The organism is Pseudomonas sp. IPO3774 (assembly GCF_013386835.1).
GTDB lineage: Bacteria > Pseudomonadota > Gammaproteobacteria > Pseudomonadales > Pseudomonadaceae > Aquipseudomonas.
On the sequence record NZ_JACAQY010000034.1, the window covers coordinates 206,841 to 227,444 of the forward strand.

General features: G+C 61.8%; 15 protein-coding genes. 10 read left to right on the plus strand and 5 right to left on the minus strand.

Annotation, left to right across the window (positions count from 1 at the left end; translation table 11 throughout):
- Positions 1–51: 51 nt before the first annotated feature.
- The 6 genes from HYE77_RS19075 to HYE77_RS19100 all read left to right on the plus strand — a co-directional run bounded on the left by HYE77_RS19075 (position 52) and on the right by HYE77_RS19100 (position 10,931).
- Positions 52–2,355 carry a YgiQ family radical SAM protein gene (locus tag HYE77_RS19075; RefSeq protein WP_008439091.1) on the plus strand — a complete coding sequence of 768 codons (2,304 nt, stop codon included), beginning with the start codon at positions 52–54 and terminating at the stop codon, positions 2,353–2,355.
- A gap of 222 nt (positions 2,356–2,577) precedes the next feature.
- Entirely contained in the window at positions 2,578–3,498 is a 921-nt protein-coding gene (locus HYE77_RS19080; RefSeq protein WP_177022497.1) for an NAD synthetase, read from the plus strand.
- Positions 3,495–3,944 (plus strand): hypothetical protein, encoded by a 450-nt coding sequence (locus HYE77_RS19085; RefSeq protein WP_177069129.1) that lies wholly within the window; start codon positions 3,495–3,497, stop codon positions 3,942–3,944. The genes HYE77_RS19080 and HYE77_RS19085 overlap by 4 nt, the downstream gene beginning before the upstream one ends.
- Positions 3,945–4,131: 187 nt before the next feature.
- A complete protein-coding gene (locus HYE77_RS19090) occupies positions 4,132–7,422 on the plus strand; it encodes a transglutaminase family protein (RefSeq protein WP_177069130.1) in 3,291 nt (1,096 codons plus the stop codon).
- A gap of 132 nt (positions 7,423–7,554) precedes the next feature.
- Positions 7,555–10,041, plus strand: coding sequence for a circularly permuted type 2 ATP-grasp protein (locus HYE77_RS19095; RefSeq protein ID WP_177069131.1), 2,487 nt, complete (start codon positions 7,555–7,557; stop codon positions 10,039–10,041).
- Positions 10,041–10,931 (plus strand): transglutaminase family protein, encoded by an 891-nt coding sequence (locus HYE77_RS19100; RefSeq protein ID WP_003217471.1) that lies wholly within the window; start codon positions 10,041–10,043, stop codon positions 10,929–10,931. Before HYE77_RS19095 ends, HYE77_RS19100 begins: the two co-directional genes overlap by 1 nt.
- Positions 10,932–11,001: 70 nt before the next feature.
- On the opposite strand, the gene HYE77_RS19105 is transcribed toward HYE77_RS19100, so the two are convergent.
- Entirely contained in the window at positions 11,002–11,181 is a 180-nt protein-coding gene (locus HYE77_RS19105; RefSeq protein ID WP_003217470.1) for a hypothetical protein, read from the minus strand.
- 68 nt (positions 11,182–11,249) lie between these two features.
- The gene (locus tag HYE77_RS19110; RefSeq protein WP_177069132.1) at positions 11,250–11,837 is read right to left on the minus strand and encodes a TIGR00730 family Rossman fold protein; all 588 of its coding nucleotides are present in this window, start codon (positions 11,835–11,837) and stop codon (positions 11,250–11,252) included.
- Between the two features lie 337 nt (positions 11,838–12,174).
- On the opposite strand from HYE77_RS19110, the gene azu reads away from it, so the two are divergent.
- Complete coding sequence (gene azu, locus HYE77_RS19115; protein WP_008439083.1) at positions 12,175–12,621, plus strand: azurin; 447 nt, start codon at positions 12,175–12,177, stop codon at positions 12,619–12,621.
- Positions 12,622–12,872: 251 nt separating this feature from the next.
- Here the strand turns inward: azu and nadE are convergent, their stop codons facing one another.
- From nadE to HYE77_RS19130, 3 genes are all read right to left on the minus strand, one after another.
- Positions 12,873–13,700 carry an ammonia-dependent NAD(+) synthetase gene (gene nadE / locus HYE77_RS19120; RefSeq protein WP_003217462.1) on the minus strand — a complete coding sequence of 276 codons (828 nt, stop codon included), beginning with the start codon at positions 13,698–13,700 and terminating at the stop codon, positions 12,873–12,875.
- A 3-nt stretch (positions 13,701–13,703) separates the two neighbouring features.
- Entirely contained in the window at positions 13,704–14,918 is a 1,215-nt protein-coding gene (pncB, locus tag HYE77_RS19125) for a nicotinate phosphoribosyltransferase (RefSeq protein WP_003217456.1), read from the minus strand.
- A gap of 142 nt (positions 14,919–15,060) precedes the next feature.
- Positions 15,061–15,957 (minus strand): LysR family transcriptional regulator, encoded by an 897-nt coding sequence (locus HYE77_RS19130; RefSeq protein WP_177028643.1) that lies wholly within the window; start codon positions 15,955–15,957, stop codon positions 15,061–15,063.
- Positions 15,958–16,111: 154 nt separating this feature from the next.
- Between HYE77_RS19130 and HYE77_RS19135 the strand changes: the two genes are divergently transcribed.
- From HYE77_RS19135 to HYE77_RS19145, 3 genes are all read left to right on the plus strand, one after another.
- Positions 16,112–17,602 carry an aldehyde dehydrogenase family protein gene (locus HYE77_RS19135; RefSeq protein WP_003217452.1) on the plus strand — a complete coding sequence of 497 codons (1,491 nt, stop codon included), beginning with the start codon at positions 16,112–16,114 and terminating at the stop codon, positions 17,600–17,602.
- A 170-nt stretch (positions 17,603–17,772) separates the two neighbouring features.
- On the plus strand, positions 17,773–19,056 hold the full coding sequence (locus HYE77_RS19140; RefSeq protein ID WP_087692468.1) for an FAD-binding oxidoreductase: 1,284 nt from the start codon (positions 17,773–17,775) through the stop codon (positions 19,054–19,056).
- 376 nt (positions 19,057–19,432) lie between these two features.
- A complete protein-coding gene (locus HYE77_RS19145) occupies positions 19,433–20,569 on the plus strand; it encodes a branched-chain amino acid ABC transporter substrate-binding protein (protein ID WP_003217449.1) in 1,137 nt (378 codons plus the stop codon).
- Positions 20,570–20,604: the final 35 nt, after the last annotated feature.

A 20,604-nucleotide genomic window follows, 5' to 3' on the forward strand; every position in this document is an offset into this window, starting at 1 on the left:
TTGTGCTATATTCCGCGCCCGCGATTTTTCATCTCAACACCGGTCACCGTCATGCAAACAGCCAAGCCGTTATTTGACTATCCCAAGTACTGGGCCGAATGTTTCGGTCCTGCGCCATTCCTGCCGATGAGCAGGGAGGAGATGGATCAGCTTGGCTGGGATTCATGCGACATCATCATCGTCACCGGTGACGCGTACGTGGACCATCCGTCGTTCGGCATGGCAATCATCGGCCGGCTGCTGGAGTCCCAGGGCTTTCGCGTCGGGATCATTGCCCAGCCCAACTGGCAGTCCAAAGACGACTTCATGAAGCTCGGCGAGCCGAACCTGTTCTTCGGCGTCGCGGCCGGCAACATGGACTCGATGATCAACCGCTACACCGCCGACAAGAAAATCCGCTCCGATGACGCCTACACCCCAGGCGGCATGGCCGGCAAACGTCCGGACCGCGCGAGCCTGGTCTACAGCCAGCGCTGCAAGGAAGCCTACAAGCACGTGCCGATCGTGCTCGGCGGCATCGAAGCCTCCCTGCGCCGCATCGCCCACTACGACTACTGGCAGGACCGTGTACGCAACTCGATCCTGATCGACGCCTGTGCCGATATCCTGCTGTACGGCAACGCCGAGCGGGCCATCGTCGAAGTCGCCCAGCGCCTGTCGTGGGGCCACAAGATCGAAGACATCACCGACGTGCGCGGCACTGCGTTCATTCGCCGTGACACGCCTGAAGGCTGGTACGAGGTGGACTCCACCCGTATCGACCGTCCGGGCAAGATCGACAAGATCATCAACCCGTACGTGAATACCCAGGACACCCAGGCCTGCGCCATCGAGCAGGAAAAGGGCCCGGTGGAAGACCCGGAAGAGGCCAAGGTGGTACAGATCCTGGCCAGCCCACGCATGACCCGTGACAAGACCGTGATCCGTCTGCCGTCCGTGGAAAAAGTCCGTGGCGACTCGGTGCTGTATGCCCACGCCAACCGCGTGCTCCACCTGGAAACCAACCCGGGCAACGCCCGCGCGCTGGTACAGAAGCACGGCGAAGTGGATGTGTGGTTCAACCCGCCGCCCATTCCCATGACTACCGAAGAAATGGACTACGTGTTCGGCATGCCTTACGCCCGTGTTCCACACCCGGCGTACGGCAAGGAAAAGATCCCGGCCTACGACATGATCCGCTTCTCGGTGAACATCATGCGTGGCTGCTTCGGCGGCTGCACCTTCTGCTCGATCACCGAGCACGAAGGCCGGATCATCCAGAACCGTTCCGAAGAGTCGATCATTCGCGAAATCGAAGAGATCCGCGACAAGGTGCCAGGCTTCACCGGCGTCATTTCCGACCTCGGCGGCCCGACCGCGAACATGTACCGCATTGCCTGCAAGAGCCCGGAAATCGAATCCGCGTGCCGCAAGCCATCCTGCGTGTTCCCGGGCATCTGCCCGAACCTGAACACCGACCACTCGTCGTTGATCCAGCTGTACCGCAGCGCCCGTGCGTTGCCGGGTGTGAAGAAGATCCTGATCGCTTCCGGCCTGCGCTACGACCTCGCGGTCGAGTCGCCGGAGTACGTGAAGGAGCTGGTTACCCACCACGTCGGTGGTTACCTGAAGATCGCCCCGGAACACACCGAGGAAGGTCCGCTCAACCAGATGATGAAACCGGGCATCGGCAGCTATGACAAGTTTAAGCGCATGTTCGAGAAGTACACCAAGGAAGCGGGCAAGGAGCAGTACCTGATTCCTTACTTCATCGCCGCCCACCCGGGCACCACCGATGAAGACATGATGAACCTGGCCCTGTGGCTCAAGGGCAACGGCTTCCGCGCCGACCAGGTGCAGGCGTTCTACCCGTCGCCAATGGCCACCGCCACGGCGATGTACCACTCGGGCAAGAACCCGCTGCGCAAGGTCACCTACAAGAGCGACGCGGTGACCATCGTCAAGAGCGAAGAACAGCGCCGCCTGCACAAGGCCTTCCTGCGCTACCACGACCCGAAGGGCTGGCCGATGCTGCGTGAAGCATTGACTCGCATGGGCCGTGCAGACCTGATCGGGCCGGGCAAGGAGCAACTGATCCCGTTGCACCAACCGTCCACCGACAGCTACCAGAGCGCCCGTCGCAAAAACTCGACGCCGGCTGGCAGCCACAAGGTTGCGAAGGAAACCACCACCAGGATCCTCACCCAGCACACCGGCCTGCCGCCGCGTGGCAGTGATGGCAGCAACCCGTGGGACAAGCGCGAGCAAGCCAAGGCCGCGGCCATGGCGCGTAACAAGCAGGCCGCCAAGGAACGCACCGACGCCGCCAAGGGCAAAGGCAAGAAGCCAGCCCGCAAGCCGGTCGTGCCGCGTTGATCGCAGCCTGAAACGCAAAAACGCCAGCCTCGTGCTGGCGTTTTGCTTTCTAGCGGGTGGGTAGCCTGTTTGTTAAGGTGGCGCCCATTCGAGCGCCATCGCAGGCAAGCCAGCTCCCACATGTGACCGGGTTTCAGCATGAGAATGCGGTCGAATGTGGGAGCGGGCTTGCTCGCGAAAGCGCCAGTTCAGACACCACCCATTTCAAGGAAGAACACCCCCATGAGCAGCCCCCTGCTTGGCATCGGCATGGACTCCAACCGCTCCCAGTTCATGGCCCGCCAGCGCATCGAAAGCCAGATCAACCTGCCACGCCTGTTTGCCGCCATCGACGCCGACCCCGGCATCGTGGGGGCGGGTGTGGTGTATATCGATGCCGACTTCAACGTCGTCACCCTGCGCGAATTCCAACCCATCTGCAGCATTGCGCCCAAACGCGTGATCCTGCGGGAAGCGCAGCGGTACATAGCGCCGGCGCAGTTCGCCCAGCAGGTGCAAGACAATCCCCGTGAATCGCGGCTGGTGGGTGAAGCGATCAACACCACGCTGTCGTGTGCCGGTGCAGTCATCGGCTGGGTAGTGGTGCTCAGCGGCTCTGTCGCGATACCGTTTTCGGCGGGTGCCAGTACGGTGGTCGCAGCCCTCGGCTACACCGCTGCGGCAGCCAGTACCGTTCAGTGTTTTGCCGGTGGCTACCGGACCGTCAACGAAATAAGAAATCCGTCGCGCAACGACGAGCTCGACGGCGAGGAATGGTATCAATACACGATGATCGCGTTGGACGCCGCATCGTTGGTCGGAGTCGGTGCATCGTCACTCACCACCCTCAAGTTGGTCCGGCTGAATAAGGCGACCACCGGCAAAAGTGTTCGGGAGGTACTGAAAGGCTTGAATCGACAAGAGCGCGCCAAACTGACCAAGGAGTTGCTGAGCATTAACGACCCTCGCTTGAGCTCGAAGATGCTCAAGTTGCGACAGTTGTCAGGTGAGCTGCCCAAGCGCTTCACGCCCACACAGGTCAAGCACGCAACGGTCACGCAAATACAGGATGCGTTGGGCGCCTCGATTGGCTTCACGGGCAGTGCGCTTTCCGGGAATGTCCGAACCATTGCCGTAGGTCTATACGAGGAGATTGAGCAATGAACCAAGCACCGAGCATTCGTGCCTTTCTATCCCGGTACTTTCCGGTTTTCATGGGGGCGATATTTGCAGCGGTATTTTCCCTGGTCTTCGCGGTGCCTTTGTTTTTTGACAGCTATTTCCGGGACCTTCCCCTGGCGGATAACGCCAAGTACTCCTTTCTCGGCGGAATCGCTCTGACGTTGGTCATCGTGCACTGCAACTTCATGATCGCCCGCGGACGCCCGCAATGGGTGTGGCCGCTGGTGGCGTTGCTGGGGCTTTGTCTTGTGTGTGTGCTGCCTACGATCGAGTACCGACCGCATCCATTTATTTATGGCATGAGTGTGCTGTTGCCGTTGCTGGCGCTGCTGGTGCTTAACAGCAAGCGCCACCGCGAAATGCGCCAGAAACTGGTCGAAGTTCGCCACCTGCGTGAAGCCGTGATCGCCAGGCAAAAAGCCCGTTGACTGGGTAGATTCACCACCCACCCTCACACTCCCGCCACAAATATGTGCAACCCTCGCACCACGACGGCAGCCATCGCGCCGTTTTGGTGCTGTACTGCACCGGGTCCCACGATAAAGCGCAATGACCACTGCTCTGGCATAAGTCTTGCGCGCTTTGTTTCCATGCCCTGGCTCGCAGGAGGCCGCCGTGTCGATTCATGTCGCGTTGCACCACGTTACGCATTACCGCTACGACCGCGCGGTCGAACTCGGCCCACAGATTGTTCGTCTGCGTCCGGCGGCCCATAGCCGCACGCGGATTCTTTCCTACGCGCTGAAGGTGCTGCCGGAACAGCACTTCATCAATTGGCAGCAAGATCCCCAGGGCAATTACCTGGCGCGTCTGGTGTTCCCGGAAAAAACTGACGAGCTGCGCATCGAAGTCGACCTGGTCGCGGAGATGGCGGTATTCAATCCGTTCGATTTCTTCCTGGAACCCTACGCCGAAAAAATCCCGTTCAGCTACGCCGCCGATGAGCAGCGCGAGCTGGCGCCGTACCTGGAAACATTGCCGCTGACCCCGCGATTCGCCGCGTATCTGGCGGGTATCGACCGCACGCCGTTGCCGGCGGTGGATTTCCTGGTGGGCCTGAATCAGCGCCTGGCCGCCGATATCGGCTACCTGATCCGCATGGAGCCGGGGGTACAAACTCCGGAATTCACCCTGGAAAACGCCTCCGGTTCCTGCCGGGATTCGGCGTGGTTGCTGGTGCAACTGCTGCGTAATCTCGGTTTGGCGGCACGATTTGTGTCGGGCTATCTGATCCAGTTGACCGCCGACGTCAAAGCCCTCGACGGCCCGTCCGGCACCGAGGTGGATTTCACCGACCTGCACGCCTGGTGCGAAGTGTATTTGCCCGGCGCCGGCTGGATCGGCCTCGATGCCACCTCCGGTTTGTTCGCCGGTGAAGGTCATATCCCGTTGGCCTGTAGTCCTGATCCTTCTTCCGCGGCGCCCATCAGTGGCCTGGTGGAACCCTGCGAGTGCGAATTTACCCACGAGATGTCCGTGGAGCGGATTTGGGAAGCCCCCAGGGTTACCAAGCCCTACACCGAAGAGCAGTGGCTGGCGATCCAGGCCCTGGGCCGGCAGATCGACGGTGACCTGCACAAGGACGACGTACGCCTGACCATGGGCGGCGAACCCACCTTCGTTTCCATCGACGACCCCGACGGCGCCGAATGGAACACCGCCGCCCTGGGCCCGGACAAACGCCGGCTGTCCGCCGAGCTGTTCCAGCGCATGCGCAAGCACTACGCACCCAAGGGCCTGGTGCATTTCGGCCAGGGCAAGTGGTACCCCGGCGAGCAACTGCCGCGCTGGTCCCTCAACTGCTACTGGCGCCGCGACGGCGTGCCGATCTGGCACAACAGCGCGCTGATCGCCGATGAGCAGGAAAGCTATGGCGCCGACGGCGTGATGGCCGGGCGTTTTCTGGCCAGCGTTGCCGAGCGCCTGAAACTGCCCGCGCAGTTTGTATTCCCGGCCTACGAAGACAATTTCTATTACCTGTGGCGCGAAGGCGCCTTGCCGCAAAACGTCAGCGCCGAAGATCCGCGCCTGGAGGACAAGCTTGAGCGCGAGCGCCTGCGCAAGGTCTTCAGCCAGAGCCTGGATAAAGTCATCGGCCAGGTGCTGCCGCTGGCGCGCACGGCGGCCAATGACCGCTGGCAGAGCGGGCGCTGGTACCTGCGGGACAACCATTGCCGCCTGGTGCCGGGCGATTCACCGTTGGGTTATCGCCTGCCACTGGCCTCGCAACCGTGGGTAACGGCGGCGGACTATCCGTTCGTGCACCCCACCGATCCGAATCAGGACCTGGCAGACCTGCCGACCACCTCGCAACTGCAAAGCCATGGCGAGGCAGCTGCCAGCCAAGACCGTATCCCGAAGATCGACGAGTCTGCCGACTGGCTGACCCGCACCGCCCTGTGCGCCGAGGCACGGGACGGCCGCTTGTACCTGTTCATGCCGCCGCTGGAACGGGTCGAGGATTACCTGGAACTGGTGGCCGCCATCGAAGCCACCGCCGAAGAACTGCATTGCCCGGTGTTGCTGGAAGGTTATGAGCCGCCGAGCGACCCACGCCTGAGCAACTTCCGGGTGACGCCGGATCCGGGTGTGATCGAGGTCAACGTGCAGCCGTCCGCCACCTGGGACGAGTTGGTGGAACGCACCGAGTTTCTCTACGAAGAAGCCCGGCAAACCCGCCTCACCACAGAAAAATTCATGATCGACGGGCGCCACACCGGCACCGGCGGCGGTAACCACTTTGTGCTCGGTGGCGCTACGCCCAAGGATTCGCCGTTCCTGCGGCGTCCCGATCTGCTGCGCAGCCTGATCAGCTATTGGCATAACCACCCGTCGCTGTCCTACCTGTTTTCCGGCCTGTTCATCGGCCCGACTTCCCAGGCGCCACGGGTCGACGAAGCACGCAACGATGCGTTGTATGAGCTGGAAATCGCCTTCGCGCAGATGCCCGAAGCGGGCGAAGAATGCCCGCCATGGTTGGTGGACCGCCTGCTGCGCAACCTGCTGATCGATGTCACTGGCAATACCCACCGCGCCGAGTTCTGCATCGACAAGCTCTACTCGCCGGACGGTGCCACCGGCCGCCTGGGCCTGCTGGAATTGCGTGCCTTTGAAATGCCGCCCCACGCCCGCATGAGCCTGACCCAGCAGTTGCTGCTGCGGGCACTGGTCGCGCGGTTCTGGCGTGAACCCTATGCGCCGCCGAAGCTGGCGCGCTGGGGCACAGAGCTGCATGACCGCTTCCTGCTGCCGCACTTTATCGAGCAGGATTTTGCCGACGTGATCGTCGAGCTGAACGCTGCCGGTTATCCGCTGCGGGCCGAATGGTTTGCCGCGCACCTGGAGTTCCGTTTTCCCAAGGTCGGTGACTACGCCGTCAGCGGTATCGAACTGGAATTGCGCCAGGCCCTGGAGCCCTGGCATGTGCTGGGCGAGGAGGGCGCGGTGGGCGGTACGGTGCGTTACGTGGATTCGTCCCTGGAGCGCCTGCAGGTCAAGTTGAGTGGCCTGCCGCCCCAGCGTTACCTGCTGACCTGCAATGGCATCCCGGTGCCGCTGCAACCCACCGGGCGTGTCGGCGAGTTTGTGGCTGGCGTGCGTTATCGCGCCTGGCAACCGGCCAACTGTTTGCAGCCGACCATCCCGGTGCATGCGCCACTGGTGTTCGATCTTTTGGACACATGGATGCAGCGCTCGCTGGGCGGTTGCCAGTACCATGTCGCCCACCCGGGCGGGCGCAATTACGACAGCCTGCCGGTGAATGCCAATGAAGCTGAAAGCCGGCGGATGGCGCGGTTTTTCCGCTTGGGACACAGCCCCGGGAAATTGCCGGTGCCGAGTGTGGTGATCAATGATGAATTGCCGATGACCCTGGATTTGCGGCGCTTCCCCAATAAGAATGACTAAATGCGATTCAAAATGTGGGAGCAGGGTTTGTGTGGGGAGCAGGCAAGCCAGCTCCCACACAAGCCTGCTTGCACACTGGATTTGCAGTGTTTGTAAATTAATCTGACTTCCCTTGCCTCTGCCGAGCGTTCCATGCCCGACTTGCTCGACCGTTACCCGCTGACCGCGGGCACTTATCACGAACTGCTGGACGACAGCGGCGCGGTTCGCTCCCATTGGCAGCGGCTGCTCGATCACTTGCAACGCAGCACCCCGGCGCAACTGGCCCAGCGCCAAGCCTTGCTGACTCGGCAGATCCAGGAAAACGGCGTGACCTACAACGTCTACGCCGACCCCAAGGGCGCCGATCGCCCCTGGGAGCTGGACCTGCTGCCCCACGTGCTGGCCGCCGATGAATGGAAGCAACTCTCCGCCGGCATCGCCCAGCGTGCGCGCCTGCTGAACGCAGTACTGGCCGACCTCTACGGCCCGCAACGCCTGATCGCCGAAGGCTTGCTGCCGGCAGAACTGGTGTTCGGCCATAACAATTTCCTGTGGCCGTGCCAGGGGATCCAGCCGCCCGACGGCGCGTTCCTGCACCTGTACGCCGTGGACCTGGCGCGTACGCCGGATGGCCGCTGGTGGGTCACCGCCGACCGGACCCAGGCCCCGTCCGGCGCCGGTTATGCTTTGGAAAACCGCACCATCGTGTCCCGCGCCTTCCCGGACCTTTACCGCGACTTGCAGGTGCAGCACCTCACCGGGTTCTTCCGCACCCTGCAGGAAACCCTGGCCCGCCAGGCGCCGAGCGACGACCAGCCACCGCTGATCGTGCTGCTGACCCCGGGCCGTTTCAACGAAAGCTATTTCGAGCATCTGTACCTCGCCCGCCAGCTTGGCTACCCGCTGGTGGAAGGCGGCGACCTGACCGTGCGCGACGCCACGGTGTACCTCAAGACCCTCAGCGGCCTGCGCCGGGTGCACGCGATCATGCGCCGCCTGGACGACGACTTCTGCGACCCGCTGGAACTGCGCACCGACTCGGCCCTCGGCGTGCCCGGCCTGCTGGATGCCGTGCGCCAGGGCAATGTGCTGGTGGCCAACGCCCTGGGCAGTGGCGTGCTGGAATCCCCTGGCCTGTTGGGATTTCTGCCGAAGATCAATCAATTCCTGTTTGGCGAAAAACTGATCCTGCCGTCCATCGCCACCTGGTGGTGCGGTGAGGCGCCGGTGCTGGCCGAAGCCCTGGAGAAACTGCCGGAACTGCTGATCAAGCCGGCGTTTCCGTCGCAAAGCTTTACCCCGGTATTTGGCCGCGACTTGAACGACGAACAACGCGAGGCCCTGGCTGAGCGCATGCGCGCGCGGCCTTACGCCTATGTCGCCCAGGAACTTGCGCAGTTGTCCCAGGCGCCGGTCTGGCACACCGTTGACGATCACCTTCAGCACCGCGCCATCGGCATGCGTGTGTACGCCGTAGCCAGCGCCGACGGTTATCGGGTACTGCCCGGTGGCCTGACCCGTGTGGCCGCCGATGCCGATGCCGAAGTGGTGTCGATGCAGCGCGGCGGTGCGAGCAAGGACACCTGGGTGCTCGGCGAACGTGCCCATGGCACCGAGCAATGGCGCGCCCAACGGGCCATCGGCGCCCATGACCTGGTGCGGCGTGATCCGTACCTGCCGTCGCGGGTGGTGGAAAACCTGTTCTGGTTTGGCCGTTATTGCGAGCGCTGTGATGACAGTGCGCGCTGGTTGCGGATCGTCCTCGCCCGCTATGTCGACGGAGACGACCCGCTGGCGCTGCAGGCGGCCGTTGAGCTGGGCGAGAACCTGCGACTGTTGCCGGAGGAGGGCGAGTTGCCTGAGCGGCTTCAGGCGGCGTTGCTCGGTGATGACTGGCCCTCGAGCCTGCGGGCCAACTTGCAGCGCTTGCAGTGGGCGGCGTCCCAGGTGCGCGGCAAGCTGTCCCGGGAAAACTGGCAGGCGCTGGTGGAGTTGCAGCGCGAAGCCCTGGAGCTGGAAAGCGAAGAGCCGGACTTCGGCGAACTGCTGGATTTCCTCAACCGCCTGGTGATGTCCCTGGCCGCGCTGTCGGGCTTTGCCCTTGACGACATGACCCGCGACGAAGGCTGGCGCTTCCTGATGATGGGCCGGCGCATCGAGCGCCTGCAGTTTCTCAGCAGCAGCCTGGCGGCGTTCCTGCGCGGCGTGGCGGTGTTCGATCAGGCCGGGCTGGAGTGGTTGCTGGAGCTGGGCAACAGCAGCATCACCTATCGTTCGCGCTACCTCGCGGTACCGCAGCTGATTCCGGTGCTGGACCTGTTGCTGCTGGATGAGCAAAACCCTCACGCAGTGCTGTTCCAGCTGAAACTGGTGAGCCGCACCTTGCGTCGCTTGAATGACGATTTCAGCGTGCCCCGGGAAACCGGGTTGGCGCCGTTGGTGGAGCGCCTGGCGCGCTTTGACCTGGGCTGCCTGGAGAATCCGCTGTTCGGCGAGTCCAGTGTGCGCGCTGCGCTGGACGGCCTGGCCGACCTGCTGCAAGCGGTGGCCGATGAAAGTGGGCAAGTCTCGGATCGCCTGGCCTTGCGCCATTTTGCCCATGTGGACGATGTCAGCCAGCAAACGGTGTCTGTGTGATGAGTGCCCGCTACCAGATTTTCCACGATACCCACTACCACTACGACAGCCCGGTGTCCCTGGCCCAGCAGCTGGCGCACCTGTGGCCGCGGCCTTGCGCCTGGCAGCGCTGCAGCTCGCAGCAACTGGAGATCAGCCCAGAACCGACCTCGCGCCGGGATGAACTGGATGTGTTCGGCAACCCGATCACCCGGCTGGCATTCGAGCGGCCCCATGATGAACTGCTGGTGAACGCCGGGCTGACAGTGGAGGTGTTGGCGCGGCCGCTGCTGGATTTCAGCCTGTCGCCGGCCTGGGACCAGACCCGCAACGGCCTGACCTACAGCAGCCAGCCGCTGTCGGCCGAAGTGATCGAGGCGTGCCGCTATCGGTTCGAATCGCCCTATGTGCATTTGAAGAAAAGCTTCGTCGAGTTCTCCGAAGACTGTTTCCCGGCTGGTCGTCCGTTGCTGTTGGGTGTGCAGGCGCTGATGCAGAAGATCTTCAGCGAATTTACTTTCGATGCCGAAGCCACCCAGGTCGCCACGCCGTTGGTGGAAGTGCTGGAGCGCCGGCGCGGCGTGTGCCAGGACTTCGCCCACCTGATGCTCGCGTGCCTGCGTTCCCGGGGCCTGGCGGCGCGGTATATCAGCGGTTACCTGCTGACCCAGCCACCGCCCGGCCAACCACGGTTGATCGGCGCGGATGCGTCCCACGCGTGGGTTTCGGTGTTTTGCCCGGTGTCGGGTTGGGTGGATTTTGACCCGACCAACAATGTGCAGCCGGCACTGGAACACATCACCCTGGCCTGGGGCCGGGACTTTTCCGATGTTTCGCCGTTGCGGGGGGTGATTCTGGGGGGAGGGAGCCATGACCCGGAAGTGCGGGTGACGGTGATGCCGCTGGAGTAATGCACATATCTCAAATCGGGACGCGGAGCGCCCCAGGATGCATTCCCACGCGGAGCGTGGGAACGATCACCTATTCAGCGTCTTTCGGTGCTTCGGTTTCGTCTGTAGCCACTGTACCTTCAGCATCCGGGTTCAGTGCACCGGCTTCTTCGTCGGCTGCAATTTTCTTGCGCTGCAGCTTTTCCTCTTTCTTCTGCTCTTTGGCCAAGTCTCTCTGACGTTTGGCGAAGGAGTAATTAGGTTTTGCCATGGGCGATCCTCTGGGGTCGAAGGTGAGGTTGAGCGGCGCGTATTCTGCCTTTAATCGCGTCCCAAGGGTTAATCGGGTTTTTGGTCCACCCATTTGGGCAGGACCAGCGGTTGCCAGGCATCCAGTACGTCAAGCAGCTCAGCCGGCGATTCGCTCATTTGCAGCATGGCACGATGCGGTGCCCGGACGAAGCCTTCGCCGACGATATGATCAAGAAAATCGGTCAACTTGCGGTAAAAACCGTTCACTTCGAGCAAACCCAGCGGTTTGCCGTGGTAGCCGAGCTGGCCCCAGGTCCAGACTTCGAACAGTTCTTCCAGGGTGCCCAGGCCGCCCGGCAGCGCAATAAAGGCGTCGCTCAGCTCGGCCATGCGTGCCTTGCGGGCGTGCATGCCGTCGACCACCTCCAGGCGGGTCAGGCCTTTGTGGCCGATTTCGAGGTTTTTCAGGCTTTCGGGAATAATTCCGATCACCTCGCCGCCGGCTTCCAGCGCCGCATCGGCGACGATACCCATCAGGCCCACGGCGCCGCCGCCGTACACCAGGGTCAGCTTGCGCTCCGCCAGCGCGCGCCCGAGGACCACGGCTGCTTCACGGTAGGCCGGGTTGGTGCCGCTGCTGGCACCGCAAAACACACAGACAGACTTCAAGGACATACCTGACTCCACTCAGTTGTGGCTAAAGAGTAAAGGCTGGCTTGCGTCTCTCAAAGGATTAAACCTCGCGTTGAGGTGTTTCGCAGGTGCCGCTGGCACCACAGGCATAGGCGGCAAGCAGGCTGCGGAACAGGCTATTGAGGTGCATGGCTGGGACTCCGGATGGGTGATGGACCGATCATAGGCCGGCACCCGCACTTTGGCCGGTAGATTGTGTCGATGAGTCTGATAGCCTAAAGTTGTATACAATCTGTTGATACAGATCATATGAAGTCCTGCCTGACTCAGGCACCCTTGTCGCAATATGCGTTTTTTAAACCCTGCCCTGGAGATTCACATGTTTGCCAAACTCGTTGCTGTTTCCCTGCTGACTCTGGCTAGCGGCCAGTTGCTTGCTGCAGAGTGCAAGGTCACTGTCGACTCCACTGACCAGATGTCCTTCAACACCAAGGCCATCGAAATCGACAAGAGCTGCAAGACGTTCACCGTTGAGTTGACCCACTCCGGCAGCTTGCCGAAAAACGTCATGGGCCATAACTGGGTGCTGAGTTCCGCCGCCGACATGCCTGGCATCGCCAGCGACGGCATGGCCGCCGGTATCGACAAGAACTACCTGAAAGACGGCGACACCCGCATCATCGCCCACACCAAGATCATCGGTGCCGGCGAGAAAGACTCCGTGACCTTCGATGTGTCGAAGCTGGCGGCAGGCACTGACTACGCGTTCTTCTGCTCGTTCCCAGGCCACATCTCGATGATGAAAGGCACTGTGACCCTGAAGTAAGCAATCTTCAGGCAAAAAAAAGCGCCCTTCGGGGCGCTTTTTTTTGCCTGTAGGCAGGCTGCTCTTGTGGCGAGGGAGCTTGCTCCCGCTGGGCTGCGGAGCAGCCCCAATAAGCTCACCGCGTAGCATCAGAAAAAGCAGTAAGCAGGTTTCAGGGGCCGCTTCGCGCCCCAGCGGGAGCAAGCTCCCTCGCCACAGCAAGCTCTTTCACCACAACAAGCCCTTTTGCCAGAATGAGCTGCTACGTCAGATCAGGGTGCAAACGGCATCACTCGCTTGTGCTCGGTCTTGCGATAGGTGTCGCAGATGATCTTGAAGGCTTCCTCGCGCACCGGCTCGCCGTGCAGGAACGCGTCGATCTCGGCATAGGTCACGCCATGGGACGCTTCGTCCGGCTTGCCCGGCGACAGGTCTTCCAGGTCGGCCGTCGGGATCTTCTCTACCAGCGATTCCGGAGCACCAAAGTGCCGGGCAATCGCGCGCACCTGGTTCTTCACCAGCCCGCTCAGCGGTGCCAGGTCGCAGGCGCCGTCACCGAACTTGGTGAAAAAGCCCATCACGGCTTCCGCCGCATGGTCGGTACCGATCACCAAACCACCGGCCGCGCCGGCGATGGTGTACTGCGCCACCATGCGCATGCGCGCCTTGGTGTTGCCCAGCACGAAGTCCCGGGAGACTGCGGCCTTGCCTTCAAACGCCGCCACTTCATTGGCCAGGGATTTCACCGCCGGGCCGATGTTCACTGTGTGGCGTTCGTCGGGTTCGATAAAGTCCACGGACGCCTGGGCGTCGTGTTCGTCGAACTGGGTTTCGTAGGGCAGGCGCACCGCGATAAAGCGGTACGCATCGTCACCCTTGGCAGCCCGCAACTCTTGCATTGCACGCTGGGCCAGCAGGCCGGCGGTCAGGGAGTCGACGCCGCCGCTGATGCCCAGCACCAACGTCTTGAGGCCTGAATTGAGCAGGCAATCCTGGATAAAGGTAACGCGCCGGGCGACCTCCGCCTCAAGGGCGGCCTGGTCCTTGAACGGTGGTTGGACCTTGAGCTGTTCAGCAATCTCGCGCTGTACGGCTTGCATGATTCACTCCTTGCTGGGTAGGGCAGGTACTTTGAAAACGTGGCGCAAATAGGCGACAAAGTTCGGATCGGTGCAGTGGGTCTTGCCCGCTTCATCGGAAATCTTCGCGACGGGCTGGCCATTACAGGCAGTCATTTTAAGCACGATGCTCATCGGTTCCACACCTGGAATATCACAGGTCAGGTTGGTGCCGATGCCGAAGCTCACATTGATCCGACCACGCAGCGCGCGGAAAATCTCCAGCGCCTTGGGCAGCGACAGGCTGTCGGAGAACACCAGGGTCTTGCTCATGGGCTCGATCCCCAGCTTGTGATAGTGGGCGATCGCCTTTTCGGCCCATTGCACCGGGTCACCGGAGTCGTGGCGCAGGCCGTCGAAGAGCTTGGCGAAGTACAGGTCGAAATCGCTGAGAAACGCATCGGTGGTGATGCAATCGGTCAGGGCGATGCCCAGCAGGCCACGGTACTCGCGCACCCAGCAGTCGAGGGCGGCGATCTGGCTGTCGATCAGGCGCGGGCCGAGTTGCTGGTGGGCCATGATCCATTCGTGGGCCATGGTGCCCAGCGGCTTCATGTTCAGCTCGCGGGCCAGGTGCACGTTGCTGGTGCCGACAAAACGCCCGGGGAAGTCGTGCTTGAGCACGTTCACCACTTCTTCCTGCACGCGGTAGGAGAAGCGTCGACGCGTGCCGAAATCCGCGACCTGCAGTTCGGACAGTTCTTCGACGCTGGCGTTGGCCGTCAGCCAGTCGAACTTGCGATACAGCTGCTCGCGGGCCTGTTCGAGGATCACGCTTTGGTAGCGATAGCGGTTACGCACTTCGCTGACGATGGCCAGCATCGGCACTTCAAACAGGATCACGTGCAGCCATGGCCCGCGCAGGCGGATAAACAGCTCACCGTTTTCGATACCGGTGTGCACGTAGCGCAGGTTGAAGCGAAACAGCCCGAGGAAGCGCAGGAAATCCGGCTTCATGAAGCTGATGCGTTCCAGGAAGCCCAGTTGGTCGGGGCTCAGGCTCAGCTCGGCGAGGCGCTCGATCTGGTAGCGGATCTCCGCCAGGTACGGGCGCAGGTCTTCACTGTTGCGGCAACGAAACTCCCATTCAACTTCCACGTTCGGGTAGTTGTGCAGCACCGCCTGCATCATGGTCAGCTTGTAGAAGTCGGTGTCGAGCAGGTTCTGCACGATGCGATCGGCAAACACACTCTCGCTCATAACGGGAATCTCCAGACGGGTCGGCGATGGGCGCCGACCTTTACGCACAATTAAGGAATGGCGCTAGTGGCGCATAGACCCGTGCTGTTTTGCCAGTGATTTTTTTGGGGATGACTACTGGCGCCATCGCAGGCAAAAAAGGTCAATCAGACTCAACCCGCTCCATCATCCACTTCACAAAATCCCGCACCTTGGGCACTTCAGCCGAGTGCTCGGGGTAGGCCAGGTAATAGGCATCCTGGCTCGGCATCGCATGCTGCCAGGGGATCACCAGCTTGCCTTCGGCGAGCTCTTCTTCCACCAGAAACCTGGGCAGCAGCGCCACACCGCAGCCAACCTGTGCGGCGCGAATGCACATATAAAAGGTCTCGAAGCGCGGCCCATGGTAGCTGTGCTCGGTGTGATGACCCTGGGCGGCGAACCAGTCATGCCAGCCTTGCGGGCGCGAGGCGTTTTGCAGCAACACCAGTTCGCTCAGTTGCGTGGGATCGGTAAATGCTTGGGCGGGCAGGCTGTCGGGTGAGCACACGGGCACCAGTTCTTCGCTGAACAGCTTGAGGCTCTCGGTGCCGGGCCGTGAGCCCTGGCCAAAGTAGAAGGCCAGGTCGGCCTTGCCTTGCAGCAGCTCGTCGGGCTCCTGTTCGTTGCACAGGTCCAGGTGAATCTGCGGATGGCGCAGTCGCCAGCCCTTGAGGCGCGGCACCAGCCAGCGGGCGCCGAAGGTGTAGGGCGTGGACACCCGCAGCACTTCAGTCTCGCCGCCGTAGGAGCGCAGGTAATGGGTGGACATCTCCACCTGGGTGAGGATCTTGCGCACTTCCACCAGGTACAGATCGCCCGCCGGGGTCATCTGCAAGCGGCGGCGCACCCGGCGAAACAGCAGGTGCTGCAACAGTTCTTCCAGCTGCGCGACCTGTTTGCTGACAGCGCTCTGGGTGAGGTTCAGCTCTTCGGCGGCGCGGGTAAAACTCAGGTGGCGGGTGACCGCTTCGAAGCACTGCAGGGCGGTGATCGAGGGCAAATGTCTTTTATTCAGCACGGCACGCCTCTTTTTGTTCTTAGCATGAATAAACGGAATGATATCTCGCCTAATCGTCGTTTGTTGGCAAGTCTTGGGCCAGCTACAAATAAGGTCTGGATCGCCGCGACCGCTGGCGGCGCAAATTTCTGTTTGTAGATTGAAGGAGTGACCCATGGTTGCCGCATTGCTTGATCGTCTCGGGGTAAACCCGGCGCTGTACCAGTCGGGTAAACAACCCGTGCATTCGCCCATTGATGGCAGCCGGATTGCCAGTGTGCACTGGGAAGGCGCCGCCGAGGTGGAGCAGCAGGTCAGTCGCGCCGAGCATGCATTCGAGGCCTGGCGCAAGGTGCCGGCCCCGCGTCGTGGTGAGCTGGTGCGCCAGTTCGGCGACGTGTTGCGCGAGTACAAGGCCGACCTCGGCGAGCTGGTGTCGTGGGAAGCCGGCAAGATCACCCAGGAAGGTTTGGGTGAAGTGCAGGAAATGATCGACATCTGCGACTTCGCCGTCGGCCTGTCGCGCCAGTTGTACGGCTTGACCATCGCCTCCGAGCGTCCGGGCCACCACATGCGTGAAACCTGGCACCCGCTGGGCGTGGTTGGCGTGATCAGCGCCTTCAACTTCCCGGTCGCCGTATGGGCGTGGAACACCGCGCTGGCGCTGGTGTGCGGCAACGCAGTGATCTGGAAACCGTCGGAAAAAACCCCGCTTACCGCCCTGGCCTGCCAGGCACTGTTCGAGCGCGTACTGAAGAACTTCAGCGATGCGCCGCCGTACCTCAGCCAGGTGATCATCGGTGGCCGCGATGCCGGCGCCGCACTGGTGGATGACCCGCGTGTTGCGCTGATCAGCGCCACCGGCAGCACCCGCATGGGCCGCGAAGTAGCGCCGAAAGTCGCTGCACGTTTTGCCCGCAGCATTCTCGAACTGGGCGGCAACAACGCGATGATCCTCGGCCCAAGCGCCGACCTGGACATGGCCGTGCGCGCCATCCTGTTCAGCGCCGTCGGTACCGCCGGGCAGCGCTGCACCAGCCTGCGCCGCTTGATCGCCCATGAGTCGGTGAAGGAGGAAATCGTCACCCGCCTCAAGGCTGCGTATTCCAAAGTGCGCATCGGCCATCCGCTGGAAGGCAACCTGATCGGCCCGCTGATCGACAAGCACAGCTTCGAAAACATGCAGGACGCCCTGGAGCAGGCCTTGAGCGAAGGCGGCCGGGTGTTTGGCGGCAAGCGCCAGTTGGAAGACACGTTCCCCAACGCTTACTACGTGTCGCCGGCCATCGTGGAAATGCCGGAGCAGAGTGATGTGGTGTGCACCGAGACGTTCGCGCCGATTCTGTATGTGGTCGGCTATACCGATTTCGCTGAAGCGCTGCGCCTGAACAATGCGGTGCCACAAGGCCTGTCTTCGTGCATCTTTACCACTGACGTGCGCGAGGCCGAGCAGTTCATGTCGGCGGTGGGCAGTGACTGCGGGATTGCCAACGTCAACATCGGCCCGAGCGGCGCGGAGATTGGTGGCGCGTTTGGCGGTGAGAAAGAGACCGGTGGCGGGCGTGAGTCGGGCTCGGATGCATGGCGCGGGTACATGCGTCGCCAGACCAATACCGTGAACTACTCGCTGGAACTGCCGCTGGCCCAGGGTATTACCTTCGACTGATACCTCAAGTCGGAGTGAGGTCAATGTGGGAGCGGGCTTGCTCGCGAAAGCGGTGTGTCAGTCAACGAATGCTTATCTGATCCACCGCTTTCGCGAGCAAGCCCGCTCCCACATTTGACCGTATTTACAATTCGGAAAAGTGGTTTGTTAGGTCTCATCGGAGTCTGGCAATGGCATTACGCGAAGCATGTTTGTGGGAACAACTCACTCCTGGCCGGCCGGATCGTGCCGCGCTCAAGGGCGAGGTAAAAGTGGATGTGTGCGTGATCGGCGCCGGCATCACCGGTTTGTCGGCAGCCATACACTTGCTGGAACAAGGAAAAAGTGTCGCCGTACTCGAGGCCCATCGCACCGGCCACGGTGGTTCGGGGCGCAACGTAGGGCTGGTCAATGCAGGGATGTGGATTCCCCCGGACGAGATCGAAGCCGGTTTTGGTACCGCGGTGGGCAGCCAGCTCAACCGCATGCTCGGCGCGGCACCGTCCCTGGTGTTCAGCCTGATCGACAAATACAACATCGACTGCCAACTGCGTCGCGAGGGCACCTTGCACATGGCGCACAACGCCCGTGGCGAGGCGGATTTGCGCAGTCGTGAGGAACAATGGAAGCGTCGCGGTGCACCGGTGGAGCTGTTGACCGGCGCTGCATGCGAACAAGCCACCGGTACCAAAAAGATTGCTGCCGCCTTGCTCGACCGGCGGGCCGGCACCTTGAACCCGATGGCCTACACCAGTGGTTTGGCCAATGCCGCCGTCGGGCTCGGCGGACAGTTGTTCGATCACTCCCCAGTCACCCAACTGGAACGCCAGGGCCAGCACTGGTCAGTGCAGACTGCCCAAGGCTCGGTGCAGGCTGAACAGGTGGTGATCGCTTCGAACGCCTACACCGAAGGCGAGTGGACCGAACTGCGCCGCAACTTCTTCCCCGGTTATTACTATCAGGTGGCGTCGGCCCCTCTGACCGACGACGCCGCCCAACAAATCCTTCCGGGCGGCCAAGGCTCCTGGGACACTCGCCAGGTACTCAGCAGCATCCGCCGCGACGCCGAAGGCCGCCTGCTGCTCGGCAGCCTGGGCAACGGCAACCAGAAACCCGCGTGGTTCCTCAAGGCCTGGGCCGATCGGGTGCAACAGCACTACTTCCCGTACCTCAAACCGGTGCAGTGGGAGTGCACCTGGACCGGCTGCATCGCGTTCACCCCGGACCACTTGATGCGCCTGTTCGAGCCGGCGCCCGGGCTGGTGGCGGTCACCGGTTACAACGGGCGCGGGGTGACGACCGGCAGTGTCGTGGGCAAGGCCTTCGCGGATTATCTGTGTCACCAGGATCCACAGGCACTGCCGATCCCCTTTGCGCCGATGCAGCCGTTGGCCGGTGTGGGCCTGCGCAGCTGTTTGTACGAGGCGGGATTCTCGCTGTATCACGCGGGCCAATGCCTGCGGATCGTGATCTGATCAACGAAATACCCCTCAGAAGCCTGCATTTTCTTAGCCGGCTACTAATCTGTATTGGTGCGAGTCGTAGCAGTAACGCACTGTAAATGTGCACTTCCGTTACGCACGCTGTTACATGTTTAAGGGTGGCCGTTTAGTGGCCGGGTTGCAGTGCTTGATTGGTCGGGTTGCACTTTATAGGTCCAATGGTTGCACCTGGTTGAGATAGACGGTTGCACGTCCAATCAAAAGGCGCCCAAAAACCTGCAATAACAATGACACCGTGTCTTTTTGAATAATAAAAACGTAATGGCACGACGCTTGCTCTGGGCTTTCTCCGAAAGTTTTTGAAGTGAAGCTGCAGTGCCAATTCAACAAAAACCTCGGAGCACCACTCATGTCCCAGACGTTTTACAAGAAAGGTTTTCTAGCCCTCGCCGTTGCTGCGGCGCTGGGTGTTTCTGCGTTTGCTCAAGCTGATGTGAAGATTGGCGTAGCGGGGCCGATGACCGGCGCCAACGCGGCATTTGGTGAGCAGTACATGAAAGGTGCCCAGGCGGCAGCCGATGTCATCAACAAGGCCGGCGGCATCAACGGCGAGCAGATCAAGCTGGTGGCCGGCGATGACGCCTGCGAACCCAAGCAGGCTGTAGCCGTGGCCAACCGCCTGGTTGACCAGGACAAAGTGATTGGCGTGGTCGGGCACTTCTGCTCGTCGAACACTATCCCAGCCTCCGAGGTGTATGCCGATGCGGGCGTGATCATGATCACCCCGGGCTCCACCAACCCGCAGGTTACCGAGCGTGGCCTGTCGGCCGTGTTCCGCATGTGTGGTCGTGACGATCAGCAAGGCATCGTGGCCGGCGACTACATCGTCGACGTGCTCAAGGGCAAGAAAGTTGCCGTTATCAACGACAAGGACACCTACGGCAAAGGCCTGGCCGACGCCACTGCGGCGCAGTTGACCAAGCGCGGCGTGAAGCCGGTGCTGGAAGAAGGCCTGACCCGTGGCGAGAAAGATTTCAGCGCCTTGGTCACCAAGATCCGCTCCACCGGTGCTGACGTCGTGTACTTCGGCGGCCTGCACCCGGAAGCCGGCCCACTGGTTCGGCAGATTCGTGAAGCCGGCCTGAAAGACGTCAAGTTCATGTCCGATGACGGCGTGGTGACCGACGAACTGGTAGCCACCGCCGGTGGTGCACAGTATGTGGATGGTGTGTACATGACCTTCGGCGCCGACCCACGCCTGCTGCCAGACAGCAAGACCGTGGTGGAAGAGTTCCGCAAAAATGGCACCGAGCCTGAAGGCTACACCCTGTACGCCTACGCCTCGATCCAGGCCCTGGCCGCCGGTTTCAATGGCGCCAAGTCCGACAAGGGCGAAGACGCAGCCAAATGGCTGAAATCCCACCCGGTCAAAACCGTCATGGGCGAGAAGAACTGGGACGCCAAGGGCGACCTGAAAATCTCCGACTATGTGGTTTACCAGTGGGACAAGGACGGCAAGTATCACCAGCTGGAAAAGCAGAAGTAATAGTTAGCGCGATGGGTTAGACGCCACTTGACCCT

Bases quoted from the DNA above. Each gene is read 5' to 3' on its own strand.
- HYE77_RS19075 (WP_008439091.1), top strand. From the start codon at position 52: ATGCAAACAGCCAAGCCGTTATTTGACTATCCCAAGTACTGGGCCGAA.
- HYE77_RS19080 (WP_177022497.1), top strand. From the start codon at position 2,578: ATGAGCAGCCCCCTGCTTGGCATCGGCATGGACTCCAACCGCTCCCAG.
- HYE77_RS19085 (WP_177069129.1), top strand. From the start codon at position 3,495: ATGAACCAAGCACCGAGCATTCGTGCCTTTCTATCCCGGTACTTTCCG.
- HYE77_RS19095 (WP_177069131.1), top strand. From the start codon at position 7,555: ATGCCCGACTTGCTCGACCGTTACCCGCTGACCGCGGGCACTTATCAC.
- HYE77_RS19100 (WP_003217471.1), top strand. From the start codon at position 10,041: ATGAGTGCCCGCTACCAGATTTTCCACGATACCCACTACCACTACGAC.
- HYE77_RS19105 (WP_003217470.1), bottom strand. From the start codon at position 11,181: ATGGCAAAACCTAATTACTCCTTCGCCAAACGTCAGAGAGACTTGGCC.
- HYE77_RS19110 (WP_177069132.1), bottom strand. From the start codon at position 11,837: ATGTCCTTGAAGTCTGTCTGTGTGTTTTGCGGTGCCAGCAGCGGCACC.
- azu (WP_008439083.1), top strand. From the start codon at position 12,175: ATGTTTGCCAAACTCGTTGCTGTTTCCCTGCTGACTCTGGCTAGCGGC.
- nadE (WP_003217462.1), bottom strand. From the start codon at position 13,700: ATGCAAGCCGTACAGCGCGAGATTGCTGAACAGCTCAAGGTCCAACCA.
- pncB (WP_003217456.1), bottom strand. From the start codon at position 14,918: ATGAGCGAGAGTGTGTTTGCCGATCGCATCGTGCAGAACCTGCTCGAC.
- HYE77_RS19135 (WP_003217452.1), top strand. From the start codon at position 16,112: ATGGTTGCCGCATTGCTTGATCGTCTCGGGGTAAACCCGGCGCTGTAC.
- HYE77_RS19140 (WP_087692468.1), top strand. From the start codon at position 17,773: ATGGCATTACGCGAAGCATGTTTGTGGGAACAACTCACTCCTGGCCGG.
- HYE77_RS19145 (WP_003217449.1), top strand. From the start codon at position 19,433: ATGTCCCAGACGTTTTACAAGAAAGGTTTTCTAGCCCTCGCCGTTGCT.